Consider the following 23,606-nt stretch of genomic DNA (forward strand, 5'->3'; position numbering starts at 1 on the left):
CCGCGGTGGCGGTGATCCGGAAAGGGGAACGCGATGCACACGCACTTCGTCATCGTGCTCGGCCAGCTGGTCTCCCTGCTGGGCTGACCAGTACGTCGCCGGCGGGCCCGGGCCGCCGGCGGACCTTCCCCCCGTTCGCCGATTACAGGATGATCGAGCCATGCCGGACTTTGGAGCGGAATTGAAACGTCGACGGATGTCGGTCGGCATGTCACTGACCGGACTTGCTGCGTCCGTCCATTTCACCAAGGGCTACCTCAGCAAGGTGGAGAACGGCAAGGCCCGCGCGAACCGGGAGCTCGCCAAGGCGTGCGACCAGGCACTGGGGGCCGGCGGAGAACTGCTCGCCCTCGTCGCGGAATCGGCTTTTCCCGCGCGCCACAGCGCCGGCGGCATCGTCGGGCTGCCGGACAACGGCCGGTACTTCGTCGGCCGGGAAACGGAACTCGAAGCGCTTTCCGCCCTGCTGCTGGGCCCGGACGACGCCCGGGTCGGGGTGGTGCACGGGATGGCGGGCGCCGGCAAAACGGCGCTGGCCGTTGCCGCCGCCCGGCAGGTCGCGGACACCTTTCCGGACGGCTGCCTGTTCTTCGACCTCCGCGGCCACACGCCGGGGGCCGTCGAGCTTTCGCCCGGTGAGGCCCTGCACCGGCTGCTGCGGCTGCTGGACGTCTCGGCCGACCAGCTTCCCGCCGACGAAGACGGCCTGGCCAACCTGGTCCGCGACCAGCTGCGCGGACGGCGGATGATCCTCGTGCTCGACAACGTCCGGTCCGCCGAACAGATCCGGGCCATCGTCGACGGCGAGACGTCGTCGCGGATCCTGGTGACCAGCCGGGGACGGCTGCCCGCCCTCGACGACGCCTGGCACTTCCCGGTCGAGGTGCTGCCGGCGGCCGACGCCGTGCGGCTGCTGCGGTCCGTCGCCGGCGACCACGCGCCGGACGACGAAGCGGTGGCGACCGAGATCGTCCGGCACTGCGGGCGGTTGCCGCTCGCGGTGCGGATCGTGGCCGCCCGGTTCATCGCCGGCGGCTGGACGGCGGCGAAGCTGCGCGACCGGCTGGCCGACGAAACCACCCGGCTCGGCGCGCTGGAGGACGGCGAGCGGAGTGTCGCGACCGCGTTCGCCGTCTCGTACGAGGCACTGCCCGGCGACCAGCGGCGGTTGCTGGGGTTGCTCGCCCTGCACCCCGCGACCGCCGCGGAAACCGGCTCCGTCGAAGCGCTCGCGGGTCTCGCCCCGGGCGAAGCGGACCGGCTGGTGGACCGGCTGCACGACGCGCACCTGGTCGTCCGCGACGAACGGGGGTACCTCGAGCTCCACGACCTGATGCGGACCTTCGCGGCGAAGCACGCGCTTCCCCAGGTCGAGCCGGGCGACCGGGAAGCCGCCGGGCACCGGCTGGTCGAGTACCTCGTCGCGCTGACCGTGGCGGCCGACGAACTCGCCGAGCCCTACCGGTTCCGCCCGGCCACCGGCCTGCCGGCCCCGGCAGGCGCGCCCTTCTCGGACGCCGACGGCGCACTCGCCTGGCTGGGCGCGCAGTGGCCGACGCTCGCGGACATCGTCGATTCCGCGGCCCGGCAGCGGCGGTACGACCGCTGCTGGCAGCTGGCGTTCGTGCTCCGCGCGTTCTTCTTCCGCGAGAAGCTGTTCGAGCCCTGGATCCGGACGCACGAGCGCGCGCTCGAGGCGGCGCGCGCGGCCGGCGACCCGAGCGCGGCGGGCATGATCCTCAACAACCTGGGCATGGCGCACCTCGAATCGGGCCGCCCCGACGCCGCGGTCCGGTTCCACCAGCAGGCCCAGGCCCAGTTCGAGCTGGCCCGCGACGACCGCGGCACGATCGACGCGCTGTCCAGCCTGGCGTGGGCCCGCCTGTACCGCGGCGAGGCCGAGCCTGCCCTGGCCGAGCTGACGACGGTGCTGGCCGTCTACCGCCGGACCGGCCGCACCCGCAACGTGGTCATCGCGCTGCGCGGTATCGCGCTTGCCTCGGCGGCCCTGGACCGGTTTCCCGAGGCGCTGGCCGCCGCGGAAGAGGCGAGCGGGCTCGCCCAGCTGCCGGTCGACCGGGCGATGTCGGCCGGCTGCGAGGCCTGGGTGCACTTCCGCGCGGGCCACTGGGAGGAGGCGTCCCGCGGTTACCGGCGCGCGGCCGAAGTGGCCGACGACGCGGGCAGCGAGTACGAGCGTGCGAGGGCGTTGACCGGCTTGGGCAACACGGCGGCCGCCCGCGGGGACCGGCCGGGGGCGGAGCGTTGGTGGGCGGAGGCCGACGCGTACCGGGTGACGCTCAACCCTGCCGTGCTCGGCGAGGCCGCGTACCGGAATCGGCCGGCGTTCGCGGAGTGATCCCTTGTTCACCCGGGAAAGCCCTGCCAGGCAACAGGAAACGGCTTGTCGCTCCCCACCGCCGTCACACACCGTCGAAGCAGACCGAAATCCGTCGATCCGGTATCGATCGGGCAATTCCGAGGAGCTTGCCATGATGGTCGTCTGTTCCGTTTCCGCACTCGTCCGCACGGCCCTGTGCGTCGTCCTGCTCGCGCTGGTCGCCGGGCTGGCCCTCGCCGGTCCCGACACGCCGGCGAACACGCCCGGCCCGGCCGGACCCACCGCCACCGCCGAACCCGGCACGCACTAGGGACCGTCGCCGTCAGGCGCTGCGCGCGCGGCAGCCGTCGACCGGAGGTCAGCCCTCGAGCACCTCCCGGAGTTTCTTGGCGAAGGCTTCCGGCTGGCCGGTGTAGCCGAACTCGCCGCCGAGGAAACCGCCGTGGTGGCTCGGGAAGACGGTCGCTTCCTGCCCCAGCAGTTCGGCCGTCGCGATCGCGGCACGTCCGGTGAAGACCTCCCGGGACTCCTCGCCGACGGCGACGACGATCCGCGTCGGCGCCGCGGCCAGCGCCTCGACGTCGAGCCGGTAGCCGGGCACCGCGACCGAGCGATCGCTCAGCAGCGGGTCGTCGCGGCGGCCGTCGTCTTCGGTGGGCAGGCCGAACTGGGCCGGGTCCGCCGGTGGCAGCGCGAAGTAGGCGTCGGTGAACTCGCCCGGCCACGACGTCATCGCGATGAACGCCGCCATCCCGGCCCCGAAGCCCTTGGCCTGGTAGGCCTCCCGCATCGCCCGGCTGGCGCGCTCGGCCGCGTCCGCGTCCGGCAACGGCCTGACGAGCGGCGGCTCGTGGGCGACCAGCGTGCTGACGTCACCGGGGTGGGCGGTGACGAGCGCGAGCGCGGCAACCGCGCCGCCGCTGCTCCCGAACACCTCGACGGCGCCGGCCCCCAGTGCCTCGATGACGGCGTGGATGTCCTCGGCCTGCACCGAGGGCACGTGGTCGACCCGCCCGTCCTTGCGGACGCTGCGCCCGAGCCCGCGCGGGTCGTAGGTGACCACGGTGCGGTCGGCGAAGTGCGACGCCAGCGCACCGAACCCCTCGGCGGTCATCGGCTGCCCGATCATGAGCAACGGCGGCCGCGGGCTGTCGGCGGGCGACGGGCCGTGGACGTCGTAGACGATGTCGGCTTCGGGTGTTGCCAGTGTGTGCGTGGTGGTCATGGTTCCTCCCCGGTCGGGTCTTCCAGGGGAGACTAGCCCGGGGCACCGACAGTTTCGGCGCCCCGGGAACGGTCGCGCGCCGTGGTGTCGATCCCCGTTGGCAGGGCTCAAGGACGTGTGCGACGTCGTGTACGTCCACAGCCCTGAAGGACCCGGCAGTCCTTTACACGGACCTTGTCCTCGGTGATCCGGTTCGGCCGCGGTCAGTCGAGCGCCTGATAGGCGCTGGTCCAGAAGTCCCGGTGCAGGCGCGCGGTCGCGGGGGAGTCCAGCGCGGTCTGGGTGAGCAGGATGCCGGTCAGCCCTTCCGCCGGATCGGCGTACGCAGTGGTGCCCAGGCCGCCGTCCCAGCCGAACTGCCCGACCGATGCCAGGTCGCGCCGGTGGGTGCGCACCGCCATGCCGAAGCCGTAGCCGCCGTGCCTGCCGAAGTGGTCGCCGAACAAGTCCTTCTCCACCTTCTGCTCCGGCGTGAGGTGGTCCATGGTCATCAGCTCGACCGAGGCACGGGACAGCACGCGCACACCCCGGTGGACACCCATGCCCAGCAGCATCCGAAGGAACGCCAGGTAGTCGTCCACGGTGGACACCAGCCCATCGCCACCCGCCTCGAACACCGGGGGACGGCTGTACTTGCCGCCAGGCGAGTCCCACACGGTGAGGTCGCCGGTCACGGGGTCGTGGGCGTAGCTGGTGGGCAGCCGGTCCTCTGTGGTGTGGAACCCGGTGTCCACCATGCCCAGCGGCTCGAACAGGCGCTCCCGCAGGAACTGCCCGAACGGCCGGCCCGACGCCCGCGAGACCAAGACCCCCAGCACGTCGGAACCGATGTGGTACTGCCAGCGGTCGCCCGGCTGGCACATCAGCGGCAACGTGCCGAGCCGCCGCAGCCACTCGTCCTGGCCGATGGTGGGCCACGCCGCCGTGCCGTCGCCGGTGATGCCCAGCTCGGCGACGGCCCGCTGGATCGGGTAGGTGTCCGGCGGTGCGAGGACCAGCCCGAAGCCGGGTGTGAGGGTCAGCAAGTCGCGGACGGTGATGGACCGCCGGACCGGCACGGTGTCGTCCAGTTCGGCGTCGATGCCTGTCAGCACTCGGCGATCGGCCAGTTCGGGCAGCCACGTCTCGACGGGGTCGTCCAGGCCGAGCACGCACTCCTCGACCAGCGCCATCGCCGCAGCCGCGGTGACCGGCTTGGTCAGCGACGCCATGCGGAAGGCCGTGTCGCGGCGCATCGGAGCGTCGCCATCGGCGTGGAGCCTGCCCATCACCTCGACGTGCGGCTGGTTGCCCAGGTCCACCAAGGCGACCAGACCGGGCACGGTGCCCATCTCGACGTGCCGGGCCAGCACGTCGCGCATCCGGCGCGGGTTCGGAGCCCGCTGGGGGCCTGCCATCGTCCAGTTGCCCGTCTCGTCCCAGTTCACGGTGTTCGTCATGATCCCTCTCGATGCCGCCGACCAAGCTGTCCCCACTAGGGTTGATCACCGGGGGCGGCGGAACAACGGCCCTTCCCGCAACGTCGGTTAACACAGCGGTTATGGGTCGGGTGGGCAGTGTGGAACTCAGGGACATCGAGATCTTCCTGACGCTGGCGGAGGAGCTCCACTTCGGACGGACCGCCCAACGCCTGCACGTGTCCCAGGCACGGGTCAGCCAGGCGATCAGGAAACAGGAGCGCGATGTCGGTGCGGCGCTGTTCGAGCGCACCAGCCGCAGCGTCCGGCTGACCCCGGTCGGCGAGCAGTTGCGCGCCGACCTGTTGCCTGTGCAGCGCGGACTGCGCGCGGGGCTGGAACGGGCCAGGATGGCGGCCCGCGGCACGACCGCGGTACTGCGGGTGGGGATGTTGCCGGGCAACGCGTACGACCTGCGCCGTACTGGGAGGCGTTCCGGTCCCGCAACCCGCAGTGGGGCCTGCGGATCAGGCACAGCCCGTTCGTCGACGCGTTCGGCCCGCTGCGCCGCGGTGACGTCGACGTGCTGGTGGCGTGGCTGCCGGTGGAGGAAGCGGATCTCACGGTGGGACCGGTCATCTGCACCGAGCCGGCTGTGGCGCTGGTGTCCCCGGACCACGAACTGGCCGAGGAGGACTCGGTGTCGATCGAGATTTTCGGCGACTACGGCGTCCCGCGCGCCCCGCTGAGCCCGGACTACTGGGTGGACGCCTTCACCCCCTTCCACACGCCGAGCGGGCGGACCGTGGAGCGCCACGACCCGACGTTCGGGAGCCTGGACGATATCTTCACCAACGTGTCGGCCGGCGGTCTCGTGCACAACCTCGGCGCCCACGTGGCCCGGTACAGCGCGCGGCCGGACGTGGTGTACCTGGCGATCCGCGACTGGGGTCTGCGCTGGGCGCTGGTGTGGCGCGACGGCGGCGAGACCGGCCTGATCCGCGCTCTGGCCGACGTGGTCCGCGACCTGGGCACCGCGGCGCTCCACTGAGCACGGCGGACCAGCTCCGGTTGTTGCCGACTCCACGAGCCCCGGACACCGGGGCGGGCCGTAAGGCCGGAGCGGGCTTCCGGCCGCCGCTGTCGCAGCAGGTGCTCCTGCTCGTGGACCCCCGAGGCGCGTCCGCCACCGGGTAGCGCCCGGATCGACCTGGCCCCAGTCTCGGAAACTCCCACCGGTACCGTCCTGCACGAGAATCGGTTCGGACCTGGGGGCGGAATGTCGGACGAGCAGTTCACCAAAGGGCATCTGGTCACACTCGCGATCAGCGCGTCGATCGGCATCGGCTTCGGTGCGGGATGGTGGTTCTCCGCCGTTGCAGCGGTACCCGACGCGGCAACCGCGCTCCGGCTCCTGGGTGCGGTCGTCCTGGTGCTGCTGTTCGGCTGGGTCTTCCTGACCGCCCGCCGAGGCAAGACCCTTCCGTCCGGCGGTGATCGCGGGAGCAGTCCGTTCGGCAAGCGGTACGGCATCGCGGTGACGGTCATGGTGGTAGCGATCTTCGGGGGCTCTCGGCTGCTCTCCGCCGTCCTCGACCTCCCGGAAGCCGTCCCGGCCTGGATCCTGCTGGCCGTCGGTCTGCACTTCATCCCGTTCGCCCGCCTCTTCGGTTCCAACCGCTTCCTCCTGCTGTCGGCCCTTCTCTGCGCTGTGGCGATCCTGGCCGTCGTGCTCGGAGCCGCGGGCGTCACGTGGGCGTGGCGGCTGGTGCCCGGATTCGGCGGCGCACTGGTGCTGTGGGCCATCGCCGCCGGTTCGCTGCTCAGTGGGACCACAGCGATCGATCGACAGCGAAACCTGGCTCTGGCAGGCGCGAAACACGACGGTTGAGTCCACATTGGACCAGCTCCTCGTGGTGGTCGGCAGCCCAGTCGATCGGGTGTAGATCCTCGGCAAGTGGGATTGCGCACCCGGCAGGCGCACAGCATGGTGGCGTGAGATGTCGGCTGGGGTGCCGGTCCGCCCGCATCGGCCGACATGAATGAGTCGACCGGGCGGTCTTGGCGCCGAGACGTGCCGATCACGACTACGTCCAAGGAATTCATTCCTCACCGAACGGAGAAGTGCGAGAAATATGGCAGCAAAAGCAGGAGCCATCGAAGTCGAGGGCACTGTCGTCGAGTGCCTGCGCAACGCCACCTTCAGGGTGGAGCTCGAGAACGGGCACAAGGTGCTGGCACACATCAGCGGGAAGATCCGGAAGAACTACATCAAGATCTTGCCGTACGACCGAGTGCTTGTGGAGCTGAGCCCGTACGACCTTACCCGCGGCCGGATCCGCTTCCGTTACCGCACGTAGAAATCGGTGACACGCTCGCGGCTTCCACACAGGCAACAACCGGTGCAGGAAGGCCGTCGTCAGGTTCCACGTGATCGGTGTGCGGGCACAGGCCGACGTGGAGTCCGTTGTGAGTGCGGGGCCTTCGCCGGCCCCGCACTCAAGGCGTCCAAAAGCTGGCACCGACACGGACGACCGGCCGGACCTCGGCGCCCCGGACGCAGTCCGGACGTTCGGCCTGCTCCACGACCGGCACGCGCCCGCGCTGCACCGCTACCTCAGCAGGCGGGTCGGCGGTGCTGGCCGGTAGCTCGCCCACGAGCATGAGAGTGCGTTCCATTGTTGAGCGCAGGTGCAGGTTCTGCGCAGTGCGCCTCTCGTTGCATTGGTACGTGGCCGGCCGGAAGCGCAGTCGATGCCGGGTGTCGCTCGAGACTCGATCAGGCTGGCCGTGGCGATCACGGTCGGGCGGGGAAGGACACCCTTTCCGCGGCCACGAACGGCAGCAGGCGGTGAGCCTCGTCCTCGAGCGCGGCCCGGTTGTCCACCGTCAGCGGCCGGAACGGCGTCAGCCGCAGCTCCCCGCCGGATAGCGACCAGCTGCCGTGCACGCGGCCGTCGACCAGGAACGCAGGCAGGACCAGCGCCCGGCCGGGCATGATCCGCTTCCGATCCTCGTCGGCAATGATCCGGGTCCGGTCGGCGTGTCCGAGCAGGGCGTTGTCGAATGCGGGCAGCAACCGCACAGGAGCCGGGGTGTCGGCGTCAGGCAGCTGGGCATCGGCCAGGTCGACCAGTTCCTTACCGTGCGGATCCCGGTAGCGGCGCAGCTCGCCGCTCATGCTTGCGACGATCTCGCTCAACCGGGTCAACCCGCTCCACGCCTGCACGTCCTTGACACTGGCCGGTCCGAATGCCGCGAGATACCGGCGGATCAGCTCCATGGCGTTCGCCGGCTCTCCCACCTCGACGGCCGTGACCGACACGGACGACCGGGTCCCCCAGGCACCCCATCCGGCGGTGGCCGGATCGTGGATCAACGCGGACCGCATTTCCACCTCGCCGGCCAGGATCCGTCCGTCACGATCGTGGTAGCTCTCCGCCAGCCGCCGGGCCAGCTCCCTGCGGGGCATCGCCTGATCGCCGAGGAACTCCAAGCCGGCTGCCACCAGCTCGCCGGTGTCCAGGCCCGCGCTGTTGCGGCTGAAGTGGGCCGCGCTCGCGGTGCGGTCGAGCACCGGTTGCAGCAGCGGCCGGAACCGGCGGAAGTCGTCGGCCCGGGTGAGGTGCTGAGTACTGCGCAACAGACCCGATCGCACGACTCGCCGATCGTCCAGCAGGGTGGTGAGCCCGGCGTGCTCGAATTCCCGGATTCGGCTCCACAGCCCGACAAACGGCCAGTTCGGCTCCTGAGCCTGCATCGCGACCAGCCGCCTGATCACCTCCAGCGGGGTGTGCTCGGTTCGCGCCAGCAGGAACTGTCGCTGCAGCAGGGCGCGGTTCAGGACACGAAGCGACAGCGTGCTCACGTCAAACGCACCGAGACATTGCCGCGGTAGGCGCCCTGGAGCAAGGCCAGAAACGCCTGTGGCACATCGGTGATCGCGCCCTCGACCACAGTCTGCGGATAAACGAACCGTCCCTGGTCCAGCCACGCGCGGAAGTGCTTGTGCCAGGCCGAGATCTGCTCTGGAGTGTGGTAGCAGGAGAACGGCGACAGCACGACGCCCCTGCGTTCCGCTTCGGTGCGGTCTGGTTGCGGGAATCGCTCGGCGGCGTCGCCGAGCTGGCTGGACAGCGAGCCGCACAGCGCGAACCGCGCGCCCGGCCGTGCCGCCTGGAGCGCGGCGTCGTACTGCGCGCCGCTGACGACGTCGAAGAACACGCTGATGCCCTCGGGTGCCAGTTCCTTCAGCCGTGCGGCGGGATCGTCGTGGTAGTCGAACGCGGCGTCGAAGCCCAGTTCGTTGACCAGGTAGTCGACCTTCGCCGCGCTGCCCGCGCTGCCGATCACCCGCGCGGCGCCGAGCTGCTTGGCGATCTGGCCGGCCAGCGAACCGACACCGCCCGCCGCGCCGGACACGAACACGACATCTCCCACACCCACCTCCGCGATGTCGGCCATGCCGTAGAAGGCGGTCGGGCCCTGACCGAGGTGGAAGCCGGGATCGGGGAACGCGTCGCGGTCGAGTTTGACGTAGGACCGGGCGGGACCGGCGGAGTACTCGCTCCAGCCCGTCATCGACTGGACCAGATCGCCCACCTGGAGCGCGTCACTGGCTGAGCGGACGACGGTGCCGATCGCGGCCACGCCCACCCGCTGACCCGGCTGCCACGCCGGCACAGGGAGGTGGCAGTCGGCGCGCATCAGCTCCAGGTAGGTGGCGGCCAGCCCCACCTGCTCTGTGCGCACCAGCACCTCGCCGTCGATGTCGGCCTCGGCGACGGTGAAGTGCTCCAGGCCGGGAACGCCGGTGACGTGGCTGGCCAGCTGGATCTCGCGGGTGATCATCGTTGTGTCTCCATCGGTCGGTTTCGGCCTTCGGGGAGGACACTAGACAGGCTTCCGGTCACTTTTTGTCCTGAAGTCCTGTCAGGATGGAAACATGGCGAACACCAGCTCCCGGGCCCTGCGATTGCTGTCGCTCCTGCAGACCCATCGGCACTGGACCGGACCCGACCTGGCCGACCGGCTCGACGTTTCCGAGCGCACCCTGCGCCGCGACATCGACCGGCTGCGCGAGCTGGGGTACCCCGTCCAAGCCTCCCGGGGCACCGACGGCGGCTACCAGCTGGCGCCAGGCGCCGTCCTGCCGCCGCTGCTGCTGGACGATGAGGAGGCGGTCGCCCTCGCGGTCGGCATGGGCGATGCCGCGCAGAGCGGGATCGGCGGCATCGAGGAAGCCGCCGTCAGGGCGCTCACCAAGGTCGTGCAGGTCCTGCCGCCCAGGTTGCGCGCACGAGTGGACGCGTTGCGCGCCATGACTGTCTCGCCGGCCTCGGCCGGACCGATCGTCGCGGCCGGCGTCCTCACCGCAGTCGCCCAGGCATGCCGGGACGAGGAACGTCTCCGGTTCGGTTACGCGGCACGAGGTGCCGCGCCGACCGAACGCGAAGTCGAGCCGCACCGGCTGGTCGCGCAGGGCGGACGCTGGTACCTGGTCGCCTACGACCTGACCCGGCACGACTGGCGCAGCTTCCGCCTGGACCGGCTGACCGACCCCCGCCCGACCGGGGCACGGTTCTTGCCGCGCAAGCTGCCCGCCGAGGACGCGGCGGCCTTCGTGCACACCAGCGTCGGCGCTCCCGCTGCTCACACGGTCCGGGTCCTGGTCCATGCACCCGAGGCGCGGGTACGGCAGATGGTCGGCCAGTGGGGAACGGTCGAGCCCGCCGGAGAGGACCGCTGCCACCTCACCATGATCTCGACCAGTCTGGACTGGCCAACACAGGCGCTGGGCAACGTCGGCGCAGACTTCGAGGTGCTCGGGCCACCTGAATTCACCGCGCACCTGCTCGAATGGGGCACCCGGTTCATGCGGGCCAGCGGCCCGACCGCAGAGGGAAGATGACGGAGTTCTCGGTTGCCCGGCAGTCCGGCAGTCCGGAAAGGCTTGCGTCTACGTCTTCGCCCTTGTGGTGGTCCCTTCACACTGGCAGCCGACACCCTGGTCGGCGTTCGTTCGCCAGTTCGAGTTGATCAACGCAAACCTGCTGCCGAACAGCGATCAGTAAGTACTTGGTCCCTGGAATCGGCGCCCACAAGCGACGTTCCTGGGTCGGTGAGCGAGCCGTCATGGACGTGATGGGCTGGTCGAAGATCACGATGGCTCAGCGGTTTCAGCACGTGCCCGACGAGGTCCGGCGCGGCATCGCCACGCAACTCGGTGGGCTGCTCTGGCAGGCGCCGGGAGACGACGAAGGGAGCCGCCGGCGGCCGCGCTCGTACCCGCGTAGATCACCGAATGAGACTGGACCTGAGGCGGAACACGACCAGGGAGTTTCCGACCGTCGGAGACTCCCTGGTCAGGGATGAGCCGGCAAGGGGGCTCGAACCCCTGACCTTCTGTTTACAAGACAGATGCTCTACCAGCTGAGCTATACCGGCCTGGCGCCAGGACGCCGCGCTCAGTGTATCGGGCCGCCTTCCATGATCGGTTCGGGAGGCAGGATCCGCAGGTCCCGGCCACCATGGAGCAACGTGGTGGACGCCACTGGATGATCCGTGCAACGGTCGGCTGGCGGGCGTCGATGGTCATCGGGAACGAGCGAGGAGGTGGATGGATCATGAAGATCAGCGAGCGCACCAACGGGGGCCAGGCAACCAGATGGCCGCTGCTCGAGCCACCTCGGCAACGGCCACGGGCACACCGCCCCAACCTGCTCAAGAGAAGGCCGTGGCACGTCCTCGAAGCGCCCACCGGTGAGCTGCCCGCCGTGGAGGCCGAAGAGGCCATGGGGCCGCAGCTGCCCGACGAGGCCACCGTCAACTTCGTCCTCGACCTGAGCGTGCGCATCGGCGAGGTCCAGATGGCCAGCGGGGCCGGCGCGTCGGACGTCACCGCCACCATCATCGCCATCGCCGGCGCGCTCGGGCTGCCGCACTGCGAGGTCGACGTCATCTTCACGTCGATCACCGTGACCTGCCACCGCGGCACCGACCTGACGCCCATCACCGCGCTGCGCGTCGTGCGGAGCCGGAGCCTCGACTACACCCGGCTGACCGAGACCGAGAAGCTCGTCCGCAAGATCGTCCGCGGGCACATGGGCGCCGAGCAGGCCCAGACCGAGCTGGAGCGGATCACCTCCGCACCGCACCCGTACCCGCGCTGGGTCGCGACGCTGTCCTGGGGCGGCGTCGCCGCGTTCGTCACCATCCTGCTCGGTGGCGGCTTCGACATCGCGCTCGTGGCGTTCGTCATCAGCGGCGTCATCGACCGGGTCGGCCGGGTCGTGAACCGCTACGGGCTGCCGTTCTTCTTCCAGCAGGTGGTCGGCGGCCTGATCGCGACGCTGTCGGCCATGGTCATCGTCAGCAGCAACGTCCTGACCACCGACAAGCCGACGCTGGTCGTCGCGGCCGCGGTCACCGTGCTGCTGTCCGGGCTGTCCACCGTCTCGGCCGTGCAGGACGCCATCACCGGCTACAACGTCACCGCCGCCGGCCGCACCATGGAGACCGCGCTGATGTCGGCGGGCCTGATCGCCGGGGTCGTGCTCGCCCTGCGGATCGCCGTCATGCTCGGCCTGCCGCGCACCCCGCTGCCCGAAGTGACCGGGTCGACGCCGCAGCAGCTGCCGCTCGTCGTGCTCGGCGGGGCCGGCGCGGCCGCCTGCTTCGCGCTCGCGAGCTACTCCAAGGTGCGCGCCATGCTGGTCGCGGCGGCCGCGGGCGGCATCGGCGCCGCCGTCTACGGCTCGCTGATGCTGGCCAAGCTGGACGGCGTCAGCTCGTCCGCGGTGGCCGCGACGCTGGTCGGGTTCTGCGGTGGCGTGCTCGCGCGGCGGCTCGGGGTCACGCCGCTGGTGGTCGCCGTGTCCGGGATCACTCCGCTGCTTCCGGGCCTGTCGACCTACCGTGGTCTGTACCAGATCGGGGTCGAGCCGAGCGGCAACATCTCGACGCTCATGACGGCCGTCGCAATCGGGCTTGCCCTGGCAGCGGGCGTGGTACTCGGGGAATGGCTCGCCCAGCCGGTGCGCACCGGCCTGGGCAGGCTGGAGCGCCGGTTCGCCGGACCGCGGATGGCTGGTCCGCTCGAACCGACGGAACGGAGCTTGGAGTAACCCAGAGGTCACGGACTGTTCATCGCTCACGCGATAGGGTTTCACTCTGGGGCCGCGACCCAGGACGCGAGGAGCAGCAACTGTGAGTGACCAAAAGGAGAACTCGAACCAGGCCGATTTCGTCGTGGTGGCGAACCGGCTACCGGTGGACCTCGAACGCACGTCCGAGGGCGAGCGCCGGTGGACGGCCAGCCCGGGCGGGCTGGTGTCGGCACTGGAGCCGTTCCTGCGATCGAGGAAGGGCGCCTGGGTGGGCTGGCCCGGCGTGCCCGACGTCGACGTCGAGGAATTCGACGACGACGGCCTCGTCCTGCACCCGGTTTCGTTGAGCGCCGACGAAGTCCGCGACTACTACGAAGGCTTCTCCAACGCGACGCTCTGGCCGCTCTACCACGACGTCGTCGAGCGCCCCGTGTTCGACCGCGCGTGGTGGAACAGCTACGTCAAGGTGAACCGCCGGTTCGCGCAGGCCAGCGCCGAGGTCGCCGCCCCGGGCGCGACCGTGTGGATCCAGGACTACCAGCTCCAGCTGGTGCCGGCGATGCTGCGCGAGCTCAGACCCGACCTGCGCATCGGCTTCTTCCTGCACATCCCGTTCCCGCCGGTCGAGCTGTTCATGCAGATGCCGTGGCGCGCCGCGATCATCCGCGGGCTGACCGGCGCCGACCTCGTCGGCTTCCACCGCCCCGGCGGGGCGCAGAACTTCCTCTGGCTGTGCCGCCAGCTGATCGGCCTCGAGTCGACGCGCGGCGCGGTCGGCGTCCGGTCGCGCCCGGGCACCATGCAGGTCGGCGACCGGACCGTCCGCGTCGGCGCCTTCCCCATCTCCATCGACGCCGCCGGGCTCGACAGCCTCGCGCGCACCAAGGGCGTCCAGGAGCGGGCCGCCCAGCTGCGGCGCGACCTCGGCAACCCCAAGACGGTCCTGCTCGGCGTCGACCGGCTCGACTACACCAAGGGCATCGACCTGCGGCTCCAGGCACTGCACGAGCTGCTGCACGAGGGCAGGCTGCAGCCGGACGACGTCACGTTCGTGCAGCTCGCCACCCCGAGCCGCGAGCGCGTCGAGCACTACCAGCGGATGCGCGGCGAGATCGAGCAGATGGTCGGGCGGATCAACGGCGAGTTCTCCCGCGTCGGCCACCCGGTCGTGCACTACCTGCACCAGTCCGTGGACCGCACCGAGCTGGCCGGCTTCTTCTCCGCTGCGGATGTCATGGTGGTGACGCCGCTGCGCGACGGCATGAACCTGGTGTGCAAGGAGTACGTCGCCACGCGGCACGATCTGGGCGGTGCGCTGGTGCTTTCCGAGTTCGCGGGTGCGGCCGCGGAGCTCTCTAGCGCATTCCTCGTCAACCCCCACGACCTGGACGGGGTGAAGGACGCACTAGTGGCTGCCATTACGCTCGACCCGGCTGAGGGCCGTCGCCGGATGCGCGCCATGCGTCGCCAGGTCCTCACTCATGACGTTGACCGATGGGCGCGCTCTTTCCTCCAGGCCTTGGGTGCGGAGGCGGTCGACTGACATAGTCCCGACCATGCACGAGCTCCTGAGGAGGAGTGTTGACTGCCGAGGCCCTGCCTGCCGAGCTACGGCGCGCGATCGTCCAGATCGCCCGTTCTCCGCGTCTGCTGGTCGCCTGCGACTACGACGGCACGCTGGCACCCATCACGCTCAACCCGGATGAGGCACGTCCGCTGCCGGAGTCCGTCGGGGCCCTCCGATCGCTCGCCGGTCTGCACGAGACCACCACGGCGGTCATCTCCGGCCGCGCCCTGCGCGACCTGGCCACGCTCTCCCGGCTGCCGTCCGAGGTGAACCTCGTCGGCAGCCACGGCTCGGAGTTCGACATCGGCTTCATCCACGCCCTCGACGAGAAGGCGCGGGAGCTGCACCGGCGGCTGGAGTCCGAGCTCGAACAACTCGTGCTGGACGTCCCGGGCGTGTCGCTGGAGGTCAAACCGGCCAGCATCGCGGTGCACGTGCGCCGCGCCGAGCACGAGGCGGGCCGCCGCGTGCTCGCGGCCGTCCACTCCGGACCGTCCACGTGGGATGGCGTGTCGACCACCGACGGCAAGGAGGTGGTCGAGCTGGCGGTCGTCCAAACGGACAAAGGCCGCGCACTGGACATCCTGCGCCACCAGGTGGGCGCCACGGCGGCGATCTTCCTCGGTGACGACGTCACCGACGAGAAGGCCTTCGCGCGGCTGTCCGGCCCCGACCTGGGCATCAAGGTCGGCGACGGCGAGACCCTCGCCGCGTTCCGCGTGCCCGACACCGTGGACGTCGCGCTGGTGCTCGGCTTCCTCCTCGAGGAACGCCGCAACTGGCTCTACGGCGAGTCCGCCCCGCCGATCGAGCGGCTGTCGATGCTGGCCAACGAGCGTTCGGTCGCGCTGCTGACCCCGGACGCCAAGCTGACCTGGCTCTGCCACCCCGGGCCGGACGCGCCCGCGGTGTTCGCCGACCTGCTCGGCGGCGAAGCGGCCGGCCACTTCTCCATCAAGCCGCACCGCAACGGCCTCCCGCTCGGCCAGCGCTACCTGCCGAACACGATGACGGTCGAGACGCGCTGGTCGCGCCTGCTCGTCACCGACTACCTCGAGCCGGAGAGCGCGCCGCACCGCACGGACCTCGTGCGCGTGATCTCGGGCGAGGCGGCGGCGAGCGTCCGGTTCGCGCCGCGGCCCGAGTTCGGCGGCGTGCCGGTGAAGCTGGAGGTCACCGAGGGCGGCGTGCGGGTGCTCGGCACGTCGGAGCCGTTCGTGCTGTACTCGCCGGGGGTGGAGTGGACCATCACCTCCGACGGCCTGCACGACACCGCGGCCGCGCTGGTGCAGCCGACGCCGACCCAGCCGGTCGTGCTGGAGCTGCGCTGCGGCACCACGGACCTCGGCCCGCACGAACTGTCCGAAGTGGAACGCCGGGACCGCGCGGGCCGCTACTGGAGCGAGTGGACGTCGAAGCTGCAGCTCCCGACCGTGCAGACCGACCTGGTGCTGCGCTCGGCGCTGACGCTGCGCGGGCTGGTCAACACCGACACCGGCGGCGTGCTGGCGGCGGCGACGTCGTCGCTGCCCGAGGAGATCGGCGGCGTCCGCAACTGGGACTACCGCTACTGCTGGATCCGCGACGCCGCGATGACCGTGCGGGAGCTCGTGCACCTCGGCTCGATCGAGGAGGCCGAGGGTTACCTGCGGTGGCTGCACGGCGTGCTGGCCACGCTGGCGGGCCCGGAGCGGCTGCACCCGCTGTACACCCTCGCCGGCAGCGTCATCGGCGCCGAAGCGGTCATCGAGTCGCTGCCCGGTTATGCCGGTTCCCGCCCGGTTCGCGTCGGCAACCTGGCGAACCACCAGGTGCAGCTGGACGTCTTCGGCCCGGTCGTCGAGCTCGTGCAGACGCTCGCGTCGGCACGGCACGAGCTGCGCGACGAGGACTGGCAGATGGTGCGCGCCATGGCGGAAGCCGTGACTCGGCGCTGGAACGAGCCGGACCACGGGATCTGGGAGGAACGGCACGTGCCGCGCCACCGGGTCTACTCGCGGGTCATGTGCTGGGTGACCATCGACCGCGCGATCAAGCTGGGCGAGCAGTACGGCCGGGAGATCCCGGGCAACTGGCACGGCCTGCGCGAGGAGATCAAGCACGACGTCCTCACGCACGGCTGGAACGACGAGGTCCAGGCGTTCACCACGGCCTACGACGGCACGGACCTCGACGCGGCCTCGCTGTTCGTCGGGCTCACCGGGCTGATCGACCCGGCCGACGAGCGCTTCCAGCACACGGTGACCGCGATCGAGGCGGAGCTGCGCAGTGGGTCCACTGTGTACCGCTACCGCCGCGACGACGGCCTGCCGGGCGGCGAGGGCGGCTTCCACATCTGCGCGGCGTGGCTGATCGAGGCGTACCTGCTCACCGGGCGGCGCACCGAGGCGCAAGAGCTGTTCGACCAGATCGTCGCGGCGGCCGGCCCGACCGGCCTGCTGCCGGAGCAGTACGACCCGATCGCGGAACGCTCGCTCGGCAACCACCCGCAGGCGTATTCCCACATCGGGCTCATCCGGTGCGCCAACTTGCTGGCGGCGAGTTAGCCCTTTCGGTCCGAAAGCCCCCCGAAGGCCACCATGACGGCACCCAGTGCCCTTATGGTGGCCTTCGGAGCGTTCTGGAGGTGAGCCGGGTGCAGGGAACCTTCGGGCAGGTCGAGTTCGTACCGTTGCCGCCCCGCTTCGCCGACCGGGTGCGCTGGGGTTCGGTGGTGGTCGGCTGCTCGATGATCGCCGGGATGGTGCTGCTCTTCGGCCTCACGACGTACCTGCAGGGCATCGTGCACGGCCACGCCTTCCCGGACACGCTCCTCGGCAAGGCGGCCGCGGTGCTGCCGCCGGTGGGCGTGGTGGCGCTCGCGGTACTGGTGCTGACGTGCCGCCGCTGCCTCCGCGGCAACTACCTGGTGGTGGCCAGCGCCGCGGCGACCCGCAGTGCGCTGCTGTTCACGTACGTCCTGACGCTGGCGCTGATCCTCGGCTCGTTCGCGGTGCCGATCGTGTTCCGGGTCTGGAACGACACCCGCGACCTGCAGGCACCCGACCTGCTGACGACGTTCGCGACGCTCGCCTTCGCCACCACGGGGCTGCTGGCCGGGCTGTGCTACGTGCGGCCGTCCGTGCAGACGCTCAGGAAGTACAGCGACCACCCCATCTGGTGAGTCCGGATCCATTTTAGACAGGTGACGGCCGGGCACCGGCCTGCCCCGAGTTGCAAAGATTTCTTTGCACAATCTTCTTTGCACGGCTACGGTGGGGCCATGACCAGCGCTCCACCACCGGAAGAGCTCGATCCGGACGCCCTCAAGGCCGTCACGCACCCGCTGCGCCGCCGGATACTCGGCGTCTTGTCGGCCGGCCCGGCGACAGCCACGAAGCTCGCCCAAGCGCTGGGCGAGAACACCGGCGCGACCAGTTACCACCTGCGGGAACTGGCCCGGTTCGGGTTCGTCGAGGACGTCCCGGAGCTCGCGCGGGGCAAGGAACGGTGGTGGCGGACGCGGCCGCGGGACATCCGCTGGCCGCGCCGCAGTGAGCAGAGCGCCGAATCCCGGGTGCTGTTCGACGACATGCAGCGGCAGGGGTTCGAGGACGACCTCGAAAAGCTCAACCGGTTCGCGGAACAGCGCGAACAGCTGCCCGGCGGCTGGCCGGACGCGCTGCTCTTCGCGCGTGGCGCCACGTGGCTCACCGAAGAGGAGCTGCAGCAGCTCTGGCAGGAATACATGGAGCTGTTCCGCCGGTACTGGCGAACCGAAGGCGACCGGTCACCGGAAGCGCGGCGCGTGCTCGTGCGCTGGCTCGCGTTCCCGGATCCAGGGGAATGACATGACACCAGGGGGTTTTCCATGCGAAGAGGGGTTCTGCTGGCCGGGGTGATCCTGGCGGTCACGGCGCTGGCGCCACCGGCGTCGGCGGCTTCCGTGACCAACGACGACGTGACGTTCCAGAACGGCGGGGTGACCTTGCACGGCACCGTCGTCGCGCCACCCGGTGGCACGAAACTGCCGGGCTTGGTGATGGTCCACGGCTCGGGGGAACACGGCCGGGACGACTACCGCGATCAGGCGGAAGCCTTTGCGCGGCAAGGTATCGCGACGCTCATCTACGACAAGCGCACCGAGGGCTATTCCCAGTTCGAACGGTCCTACTCGACGCTGGCGGACGACGCGCTGGCGGCGGTTTCGGTGCTGCGCAAGCGAGCCGAGGTCGATCCGGCACGGGTCGGCGTCTGGGGGCTGAGCGAAGGCGGCTGGGTGGCGCCGCTGGCGGCTTCGCGTTCGTCGGACGTCGCTTTCGTCGTGACGCTGGGCGCGAACGGCGTCGAGCCGTCGCGGCAGCAGGCGTGGGCGATCGAAAACCAGTTGCGGCGCCTGAAAATGGACGGCTCGATCGTGCGGATGGCGTCGTCGACGATGATGCGCCAGCTCGTCGGCGGCGGGGTCTTCCCGGAGGCGTACTACGACCCGGTGCCGGTGCTGAAGAGCCTGCGTCAGCCGGTGCTCGGGGTCTGGGGCGCGAAGGACATCCTGACGCCGCCGGGAGAAGCGGTGCGGATCTTCCGGGAATCGGTGGCGCACCACACGTTGCGCGTCTTCCCGGACGCGCAGCACCAGCTGCGGCGGACCACGGACGGCTTCGACAAGCTGCCCGGGTACGCACCCGGCTACCTCGAACTGGTGGGCGCCTGGGTGAACAACCCGCCCACCACGTCGACGGCCGACGCGCCGCCGGCGCAGGACCGGCCGAGCACGGCCGTGCCGCCGCTCGCCTGGTACGAATCGACGTGGCTGCAGCTCGCCGTGCTGGCGTTCCTGCTGGTGGCGTTCGCCTGGTACCCGCTGTTCCGGCGCGGTCCCGCGGCCCGGCAGGCCCGCTGGCTGACGGCGACCGGGCTGCTCGCCGTGCTCGGGTTCCTGGTCGTCGACGTGGTGATCCAGACGAGCATGGGCAAGGGGCTGGGGCCGGTCGTCGCCGGCCGTCCGCTGCCGTGGCCGGCGCTGCAGCTGCTGTCGCTGGGCGCGGTGGCCGCCACCATCGCCACGGCGGTGGCGTGGTGGCGGCACCGCAGCCTCCGGATCGGCGTCCCGCTGGCCGGTGGCGTGGTGTTCGTCCCGTGGGCGGTCTACTGGGGACTGCTGGGCGTCTAGGCGGAGTAGCCCTTCGGCGGGATCAGCGTCGCGAGCTGGTTGAAGGTCAGCCAGTAGATCTGGTTCCCGCCGAAGTTCGCCGGGTCGGCGATCTTGACGGTCATGTCGGAGCTGTCGTAGCCGATGACGGTGAAGTAGTGGTAGATCGTGTAGTTCGGGTAGCCCGGCGGGTGGTTGTTCGCGGGCGCGACGATGTTGGCGACGATCGGGTAGCCGTTGTTGATGTCCAGCACGATGTCGCGCCACAGGAGGTCGCGCTGGGCCTGCGTCGGCGGGTCGTTCGGCATCTCCTTGGTCTCGTACCAGGAGGTGCCGAGATCCCGGTTGAGAACGCCGGTGACCTGCCCGATCCAGTCGGTGCCGTTGGTGGTGGTGCCGAGCTGGGCGGCCAGGGTGGCCTGGCTCGGCAGGTTCGAGGTGCGCGCGGACATGGCGATCCGCGTGGCGGCGGGCCCGCACCAGTACCCGGTTTCCTGAACCTGGTACTGGATGGTGAGAACGGCTTCGGTGGTGGCCTGGGCCACGGCGGGCAGGGCGACGAGCCCCATGGCGGCCACGAGCGTGACGAAGCCAAGGCGGAATCTGCGCATGACGATCCTTCCCCAGTTGCGGCGCCGGTTGGCCAGCACCTCACCCGAGGATGATCTCGGCAGAATCCGGCAGTTGTCCCTCACCCGCCCCCGGACGGACCACGACGAAGGTAGGTTCACCCCGTGAACGCTCGCGAAGGCTGCGGGCAACTGGGGGCATGCAGGTGATCCACGAGGGTTCGGAGCTCTGGGAGCACGACCGCCCGGACCTGGGCGGACCCGAGCCCGGGCCGGCGTTCGGGCGGCTCTTCGACGCCCACGCCGCGCAGCTGCGGCGCTACCTGGCCCGCCGCGTCGGGGCCGAACCGGCGAACGACCTCGTCGCCGAGACCTTCCTGGTCGCGTTGCGGCGGCGGGAGAGCTACCGGCCCGAGCTGGGCACCGCCCGGTCGTGGCTCTACGGCATCGCCACCAACCTGCTGCGCCACCACGTGCGGTCCGAACTGCGCGGGCTGCAGGCCACCGCCCGGCTCGCGCGGACCGGGGAAGCCAGCCACGCCGGCCACGACGGCCGCGTCGCCGAGCAGGTCGACGCCCAGGTGCGCGCCGCGCAGCTGGCCGGCGCGCTGGCCCGGCTCAACCCCGCCGATCGCGACACGCTGCTGCTCGTCTCGTGGGCCGGGCTCGAACCGGCCGAGGTCGCCGAGGCCCTCGGTATCCCGCCCGGTACCGTCCGGTCGCGGTTGCACCGGATCAGACGCTGGCTCAGGACGAACGCCCCGGCTCCCGAGGAGGTGCAGGACCTTGCGTGAAGACAACGTCCGGAAGATCTGGTCCGAAGCCGAACTCGACGCGGCACTGGCGGACCTGCACGACGACGTCGGCGAAGACGACGGACTCGCCTTCGCCCGCGCTTCCCTGCTCGCGGCGGCCGGCGTCGAAGAGGCGCCGCCCGCCGAGCCTCGGCGGGCCGGGGCGTGGCGGTGGCTGGCCGCGGCCGCGGCCGTGGTGACGCTCGTCGGCGGGCTCGGCGTCGTCGCGGCCCGGTGGACACCGGGCCCGCCGGAGACGTCCCGGCCCGCCGCGCTCGCCGACCTCGACCGCCCGCTCGCGCCCGGCGAGTTCCGCTACGCGCAGAAGCTCGCTTGGGTGCCCCAGATCATGTACGGGCAGGCGGTCTGGGTGCAGGAGAAGGTGGAGCTGTGGATCCCGGCCGACCCCACCGGGCTCTGGCACCGGCGGACGATGTGGACGGGCGTCGTGCAGGGCCTCGGCCCGGACCGGACCAAGGACGTCCAGGTGAACCTGACGCCCAAGGACGAGTTCGGCCCGGGCGGCGCGTTCATCGGCGACCCGCCGGCGGGCGGCACCGCCAAACCGCACTGGAAAACACCGCTGCAGAAGTGGTTGAAGCCCGACGCCGCCTTCATCGCCTCGCTGACCCCGGACCGGGACAAGCTGATCAAACGGCTGAGGTTCGACACCGTCGACTCCGGCGACTCCGGCGACGACGGCCGGATGCGCACCGCCACCGAATCGCTCACCATGGTGCGCAGCGTCCTGGAGCTGGGAGGGCTGGTCCCCAAGGACGTCCGGTTCGCGCTGTCCGACGCCTTCAGCGACGTCATCGGCGGGTTCGCGCTGCCGGGGCTCACCCCGGACGGCAGGCCCGCCACGGTCCTCGGCACCAAGGACTCCGGCCAGCGGCTGTACCTCGACCCGGCGACGGCTCAGCTGCTCGCCTGGGACGCGGCGCAGCCCGCCCCCATGATCACCCGATCCAACGAGGTGCCGCTGACCACCACCTCCCAGGCATCGCCGAGCAGCACGACGACCACGCGGCAGGCGAAGCCGCCGTTGCCGGAGAACCTCGGTGAGCCCGCCGCGGTGTACTCGTTCGCCATCACGCAGACATCGGGCTGATCAGCGCGCGTGGCCGGCCGCGTTCAGCGCGTCCGCGACGTTGGCCACCTCCAGCACCCTGATCCCGGCGGGTGGCTTGCCCGAGTCGGGTGGGACCAGCGCGTGCGTGAACCCGAGCCGGGCCGCCTCCGCCAGGCGGCGGCCCACGCTCGGCACCCGCCGGATTTCGCCCGCCAGCCCGACCTCGCCCACCGACACGAGCCGCGGCGAAAGGGCGACGTCCTCGAAACTCGACGTCAGCGCCAGCACCAGCGCCAGGTCGATGCCCGGTTCGGTGATCTTCATGCCGCCGACCGTGGCCGCGTAGACGTCCTTGTCGCCGAGTTTCAGCCCGCCGCGCTTCTCCAGCACCGCCAGCACCATCGCCACCCGCGCGGAGTCGAGGCCGCTGACCGCGCGCCGCGGCTGGGGTGCCGCCGTCGCCGACACCAGCGCCTGGACCTCGCCCAGCAGCGGCCGCTTGCCCTCCATCGAGACGGTGATCGCGGTGCCGGACACCGGCTCGGCCGTGTGGCTCATGAACAGCCCCGACGGGTCCGGCACCCCGACGATGCCTTCTTCCTGCAGCTCGAAGCAGCCGATTTCGTCGGAGGCGCCGAACCGGTTCTTGATGCCGCGGAGCATCCGGAGTGTCGAGTGCTTGTCGCCTTCGAACTGCAGCACCACGTCCACCAGGTGCTCCAGCACGCGCGGGCCGGCCACCGAGCCGTCCTTCGTGACGTGCCCCACCAGCACCACCGGCAGCCCGCGCTCCTTGGCCAGCGCGACCAGCCCGGACGTCACCGCGCGGACCTGCGTCACCCCGCCGGGTGAGCCGTCGACCTGCGGGGACGCCATGGTCTGCACCGAGTCGACGATCAGCATCCCCGGCTTGACGTCGTCGACGTGCCCGAGGATGGCCGAAAGGTCGCTCTCGGCGGCCAGGTACATCCGGTCGTCGACGTTGCCCGTGCGCTCGGCGCGCAACCGGACCTGGCCCGCGGACTCCTCGCCGGTGACGTAGAGGGACCGGTCGACCGTCTTGGCCCACTGGTAGGCGACCTCGAGCAGCAGGGTCGACTTGCCGACCCCCGGTTCACCCGCGAGCAGCACCACCGCGCCCGGCACCAAACCGCCGCCGAGCACCCGGTCGAGCTCCGGGACGCCGGTGCGGCGGGCGCGCGCCGCTTCGACGTCGACCTCGCCGATCGGCCGGGCAGGCGCGCTCGGCGCCCCGGCCGCGACGCGCTGGATCGCCGGCTTGACCGGCGCTCCGCGCTCCTCGAACGAGCCCCATTCCTGGCACTCCGGACACCGGCCCAGCCACTTGGCCGCTTCGTACCCGCAGCTCGCGCAGCGGTAGGTGGTCCCCTTCTTCACCCCG

General features: G+C 70.9%; 19 protein-coding genes, 1 tRNA gene and 2 pseudogenes. 15 read left to right on the forward strand and 7 right to left on the reverse strand.

The genetic code is table 11. The features are described from left to right. The first annotated feature begins 160 nt into the window (after positions 1-160). Positions 161-2,359, forward strand: coding sequence for a helix-turn-helix domain-containing protein (locus ACLJQE_RS01555; RefSeq protein WP_410637109.1), 2,199 nt, complete (start codon positions 161-163; stop codon positions 2,357-2,359). A 133-nt stretch (positions 2,360-2,492) separates the two neighbouring features. Next, positions 2,493-2,651 (forward strand): hypothetical protein, encoded by a 159-nt coding sequence (locus tag ACLJQE_RS01560; RefSeq protein ID WP_410637110.1) that lies wholly within the window; start codon positions 2,493-2,495, stop codon positions 2,649-2,651. A 48-nt stretch (positions 2,652-2,699) separates the two neighbouring features. Here the strand turns inward: ACLJQE_RS01560 and ACLJQE_RS01565 are convergent, their stop codons facing one another. Beyond that, positions 2,700-3,566 (reverse strand): alpha/beta fold hydrolase, encoded by an 867-nt coding sequence (locus ACLJQE_RS01565; RefSeq protein ID WP_410637111.1) that lies wholly within the window; start codon positions 3,564-3,566, stop codon positions 2,700-2,702. 203 nt (positions 3,567-3,769) lie between these two features. After that, the gene (locus ACLJQE_RS01570; RefSeq protein WP_410637112.1) at positions 3,770-5,005 is read right to left on the reverse strand and encodes a serine hydrolase domain-containing protein; all 1,236 of its coding nucleotides are present in this window, start codon (positions 5,003-5,005) and stop codon (positions 3,770-3,772) included. A 101-nt stretch (positions 5,006-5,106) separates the two neighbouring features. On the opposite strand from ACLJQE_RS01570, the pseudogene ACLJQE_RS01575 reads away from it, so the two are divergent. The 4 genes and pseudogenes from ACLJQE_RS01575 to infA all read left to right on the forward strand — a co-directional run. Next, positions 5,107-5,298 (forward strand): annotated as a pseudogene (locus ACLJQE_RS01575) (LysR family transcriptional regulator); the annotation flags it as partial. A 164-nt stretch (positions 5,299-5,462) separates the two neighbouring features. After that, positions 5,463-6,014: pseudogene (locus ACLJQE_RS01580) on the forward strand (substrate-binding domain-containing protein); the annotation flags it as partial. A 228-nt stretch (positions 6,015-6,242) separates the two neighbouring features. Then, entirely contained in the window at positions 6,243-6,854 is a 612-nt protein-coding gene (locus ACLJQE_RS01585) for a hypothetical protein (RefSeq protein WP_410637113.1), read from the forward strand. 244 nt (positions 6,855-7,098) lie between these two features. Further along, positions 7,099-7,323: a translation initiation factor IF-1 gene (gene infA, locus ACLJQE_RS01590; protein ID WP_410637114.1), complete on the forward strand. Its 225-nt coding sequence runs from the start codon at positions 7,099-7,101 to the stop codon at positions 7,321-7,323. Positions 7,324-7,760: 437 nt separating this feature from the next. Here infA and ACLJQE_RS01595 read toward each other — a convergent pair whose 3' ends face one another. Beyond that, entirely contained in the window at positions 7,761-8,831 is a 1,071-nt protein-coding gene (locus ACLJQE_RS01595) for a winged helix DNA-binding domain-containing protein (RefSeq protein WP_410637115.1), read from the reverse strand. Beyond that, positions 8,828-9,814 carry a zinc-binding dehydrogenase gene (locus ACLJQE_RS01600; protein ID WP_410637116.1) on the reverse strand — a complete coding sequence of 329 codons (987 nt, stop codon included), beginning with the start codon at positions 9,812-9,814 and terminating at the stop codon, positions 8,828-8,830. The genes ACLJQE_RS01595 and ACLJQE_RS01600 overlap by 4 nt, the downstream gene beginning before the upstream one ends. Positions 9,815-9,908: 94 nt before the next feature. Between ACLJQE_RS01600 and ACLJQE_RS01605 the strand changes: the two genes are divergently transcribed. After that, on the forward strand, positions 9,909-10,874 hold the full coding sequence (locus ACLJQE_RS01605) for a helix-turn-helix transcriptional regulator (RefSeq protein ID WP_410637117.1): 966 nt from the start codon (positions 9,909-9,911) through the stop codon (positions 10,872-10,874). A 463-nt stretch (positions 10,875-11,337) separates the two neighbouring features. Here ACLJQE_RS01605 and ACLJQE_RS01610 read toward each other — a convergent pair. Beyond that, positions 11,338-11,410 (reverse strand) — tRNA-Thr (locus ACLJQE_RS01610). 179 nt (positions 11,411-11,589) lie between these two features. On the opposite strand from ACLJQE_RS01610, the gene ACLJQE_RS01615 reads away from it, so the two are divergent. The 6 genes from ACLJQE_RS01615 to ACLJQE_RS01640 all read left to right on the forward strand — a co-directional run bounded on the left by ACLJQE_RS01615 (position 11,590) and on the right by ACLJQE_RS01640 (position 19,790). Then, entirely contained in the window at positions 11,590-13,089 is a 1,500-nt protein-coding gene (locus ACLJQE_RS01615) for a threonine/serine exporter ThrE family protein (RefSeq protein WP_410637118.1), read from the forward strand. Between the two features lie 82 nt (positions 13,090-13,171). After that, the gene (locus ACLJQE_RS01620; RefSeq protein WP_410637119.1) at positions 13,172-14,614 is read left to right on the forward strand and encodes a trehalose-6-phosphate synthase; all 1,443 of its coding nucleotides are present in this window, start codon (positions 13,172-13,174) and stop codon (positions 14,612-14,614) included. 35 nt (positions 14,615-14,649) lie between these two features. After that, on the forward strand, positions 14,650-17,184 hold the full coding sequence (gene otsB, locus ACLJQE_RS01625) for a trehalose-phosphatase (protein ID WP_410637120.1): 2,535 nt from the start codon (positions 14,650-14,652) through the stop codon (positions 17,182-17,184). Between the two features lie 89 nt (positions 17,185-17,273). Further along, positions 17,274-17,801 (forward strand): hypothetical protein, encoded by a 528-nt coding sequence (locus ACLJQE_RS01630; protein WP_410637121.1) that lies wholly within the window; start codon positions 17,274-17,276, stop codon positions 17,799-17,801. A gap of 99 nt (positions 17,802-17,900) precedes the next feature. Continuing rightward, positions 17,901-18,467 (forward strand): ArsR/SmtB family transcription factor, encoded by a 567-nt coding sequence (locus tag ACLJQE_RS01635; protein ID WP_410637122.1) that lies wholly within the window; start codon positions 17,901-17,903, stop codon positions 18,465-18,467. Positions 18,468-18,515: 48 nt separating this feature from the next. After that, on the forward strand, positions 18,516-19,790 hold the full coding sequence (locus tag ACLJQE_RS01640; RefSeq protein WP_410638275.1) for an alpha/beta hydrolase family protein: 1,275 nt from the start codon (positions 18,516-18,518) through the stop codon (positions 19,788-19,790). Here the strand turns inward: ACLJQE_RS01640 and ACLJQE_RS01645 are convergent. Then, on the reverse strand, positions 19,787-20,380 hold the full coding sequence (locus tag ACLJQE_RS01645; protein WP_410637123.1) for a C39 family peptidase: 594 nt from the start codon (positions 20,378-20,380) through the stop codon (positions 19,787-19,789). The two genes, ACLJQE_RS01640 and ACLJQE_RS01645, sit on opposite strands and share 4 nt — an antisense overlap. Positions 20,381-20,538: 158 nt before the next feature. Here ACLJQE_RS01645 and ACLJQE_RS01650 point away from each other — a divergent pair, with 158 nt between their 5' ends. Next, positions 20,539-21,132 (forward strand): RNA polymerase sigma factor, encoded by a 594-nt coding sequence (locus ACLJQE_RS01650; RefSeq protein ID WP_410637124.1) that lies wholly within the window; start codon positions 20,539-20,541, stop codon positions 21,130-21,132. After that, positions 21,125-22,243 (forward strand): hypothetical protein, encoded by a 1,119-nt coding sequence (locus ACLJQE_RS01655; RefSeq protein ID WP_410637125.1) that lies wholly within the window; start codon positions 21,125-21,127, stop codon positions 22,241-22,243. Before ACLJQE_RS01650 ends, ACLJQE_RS01655 begins: the two co-directional genes overlap by 8 nt. On the opposite strand, the gene radA is transcribed toward ACLJQE_RS01655, so the two are convergent. Continuing rightward, positions 22,244-23,602 (reverse strand): DNA repair protein RadA, encoded by a 1,359-nt coding sequence (gene radA / locus ACLJQE_RS01660; RefSeq protein WP_410637126.1) that lies wholly within the window; start codon positions 23,600-23,602, stop codon positions 22,244-22,246. Between the last annotated feature and the right edge of the window lie 4 nt (positions 23,603-23,606).

Origin of the sequence: Amycolatopsis sp. lyj-346, assembly GCF_046548975.1 — a bacterium.
Lineage (GTDB): Bacteria > Actinomycetota > Actinomycetes > Mycobacteriales > Pseudonocardiaceae > Amycolatopsis.

Excerpts from the sequence above, each read along its gene's own strand:
- ACLJQE_RS01650 (WP_410637124.1), top strand. The coding sequence starts at position 20,539 with ATGCAGGTGATCCACGAGGGTTCGGAGCTCTGGGAGCACGACCGCCCG.
- ACLJQE_RS01600 (WP_410637116.1), bottom strand. The coding sequence starts at position 9,814 with ATGATCACCCGCGAGATCCAGCTGGCCAGCCACGTCACCGGCGTTCCC.
- ACLJQE_RS01645 (WP_410637123.1), bottom strand. The coding sequence starts at position 20,380 with ATGCGCAGATTCCGCCTTGGCTTCGTCACGCTCGTGGCCGCCATGGGG.
- ACLJQE_RS01615 (WP_410637118.1), top strand. The coding sequence starts at position 11,590 with ATGAAGATCAGCGAGCGCACCAACGGGGGCCAGGCAACCAGATGGCCG.
- infA (WP_410637114.1), top strand. The coding sequence starts at position 7,099 with ATGGCAGCAAAAGCAGGAGCCATCGAAGTCGAGGGCACTGTCGTCGAG.
- ACLJQE_RS01635 (WP_410637122.1), top strand. The coding sequence starts at position 17,901 with ATGACCAGCGCTCCACCACCGGAAGAGCTCGATCCGGACGCCCTCAAG.
- ACLJQE_RS01560 (WP_410637110.1), top strand. The coding sequence starts at position 2,493 with ATGATGGTCGTCTGTTCCGTTTCCGCACTCGTCCGCACGGCCCTGTGC.
- ACLJQE_RS01585 (WP_410637113.1), top strand. The coding sequence starts at position 6,243 with ATGTCGGACGAGCAGTTCACCAAAGGGCATCTGGTCACACTCGCGATC.
- ACLJQE_RS01555 (WP_410637109.1), top strand. The coding sequence starts at position 161 with ATGCCGGACTTTGGAGCGGAATTGAAACGTCGACGGATGTCGGTCGGC.
- ACLJQE_RS01605 (WP_410637117.1), top strand. The coding sequence starts at position 9,909 with ATGGCGAACACCAGCTCCCGGGCCCTGCGATTGCTGTCGCTCCTGCAG.
- ACLJQE_RS01570 (WP_410637112.1), bottom strand. The coding sequence starts at position 5,005 with ATGACGAACACCGTGAACTGGGACGAGACGGGCAACTGGACGATGGCA.
- ACLJQE_RS01565 (WP_410637111.1), bottom strand. The coding sequence starts at position 3,566 with ATGACCACCACGCACACACTGGCAACACCCGAAGCCGACATCGTCTAC.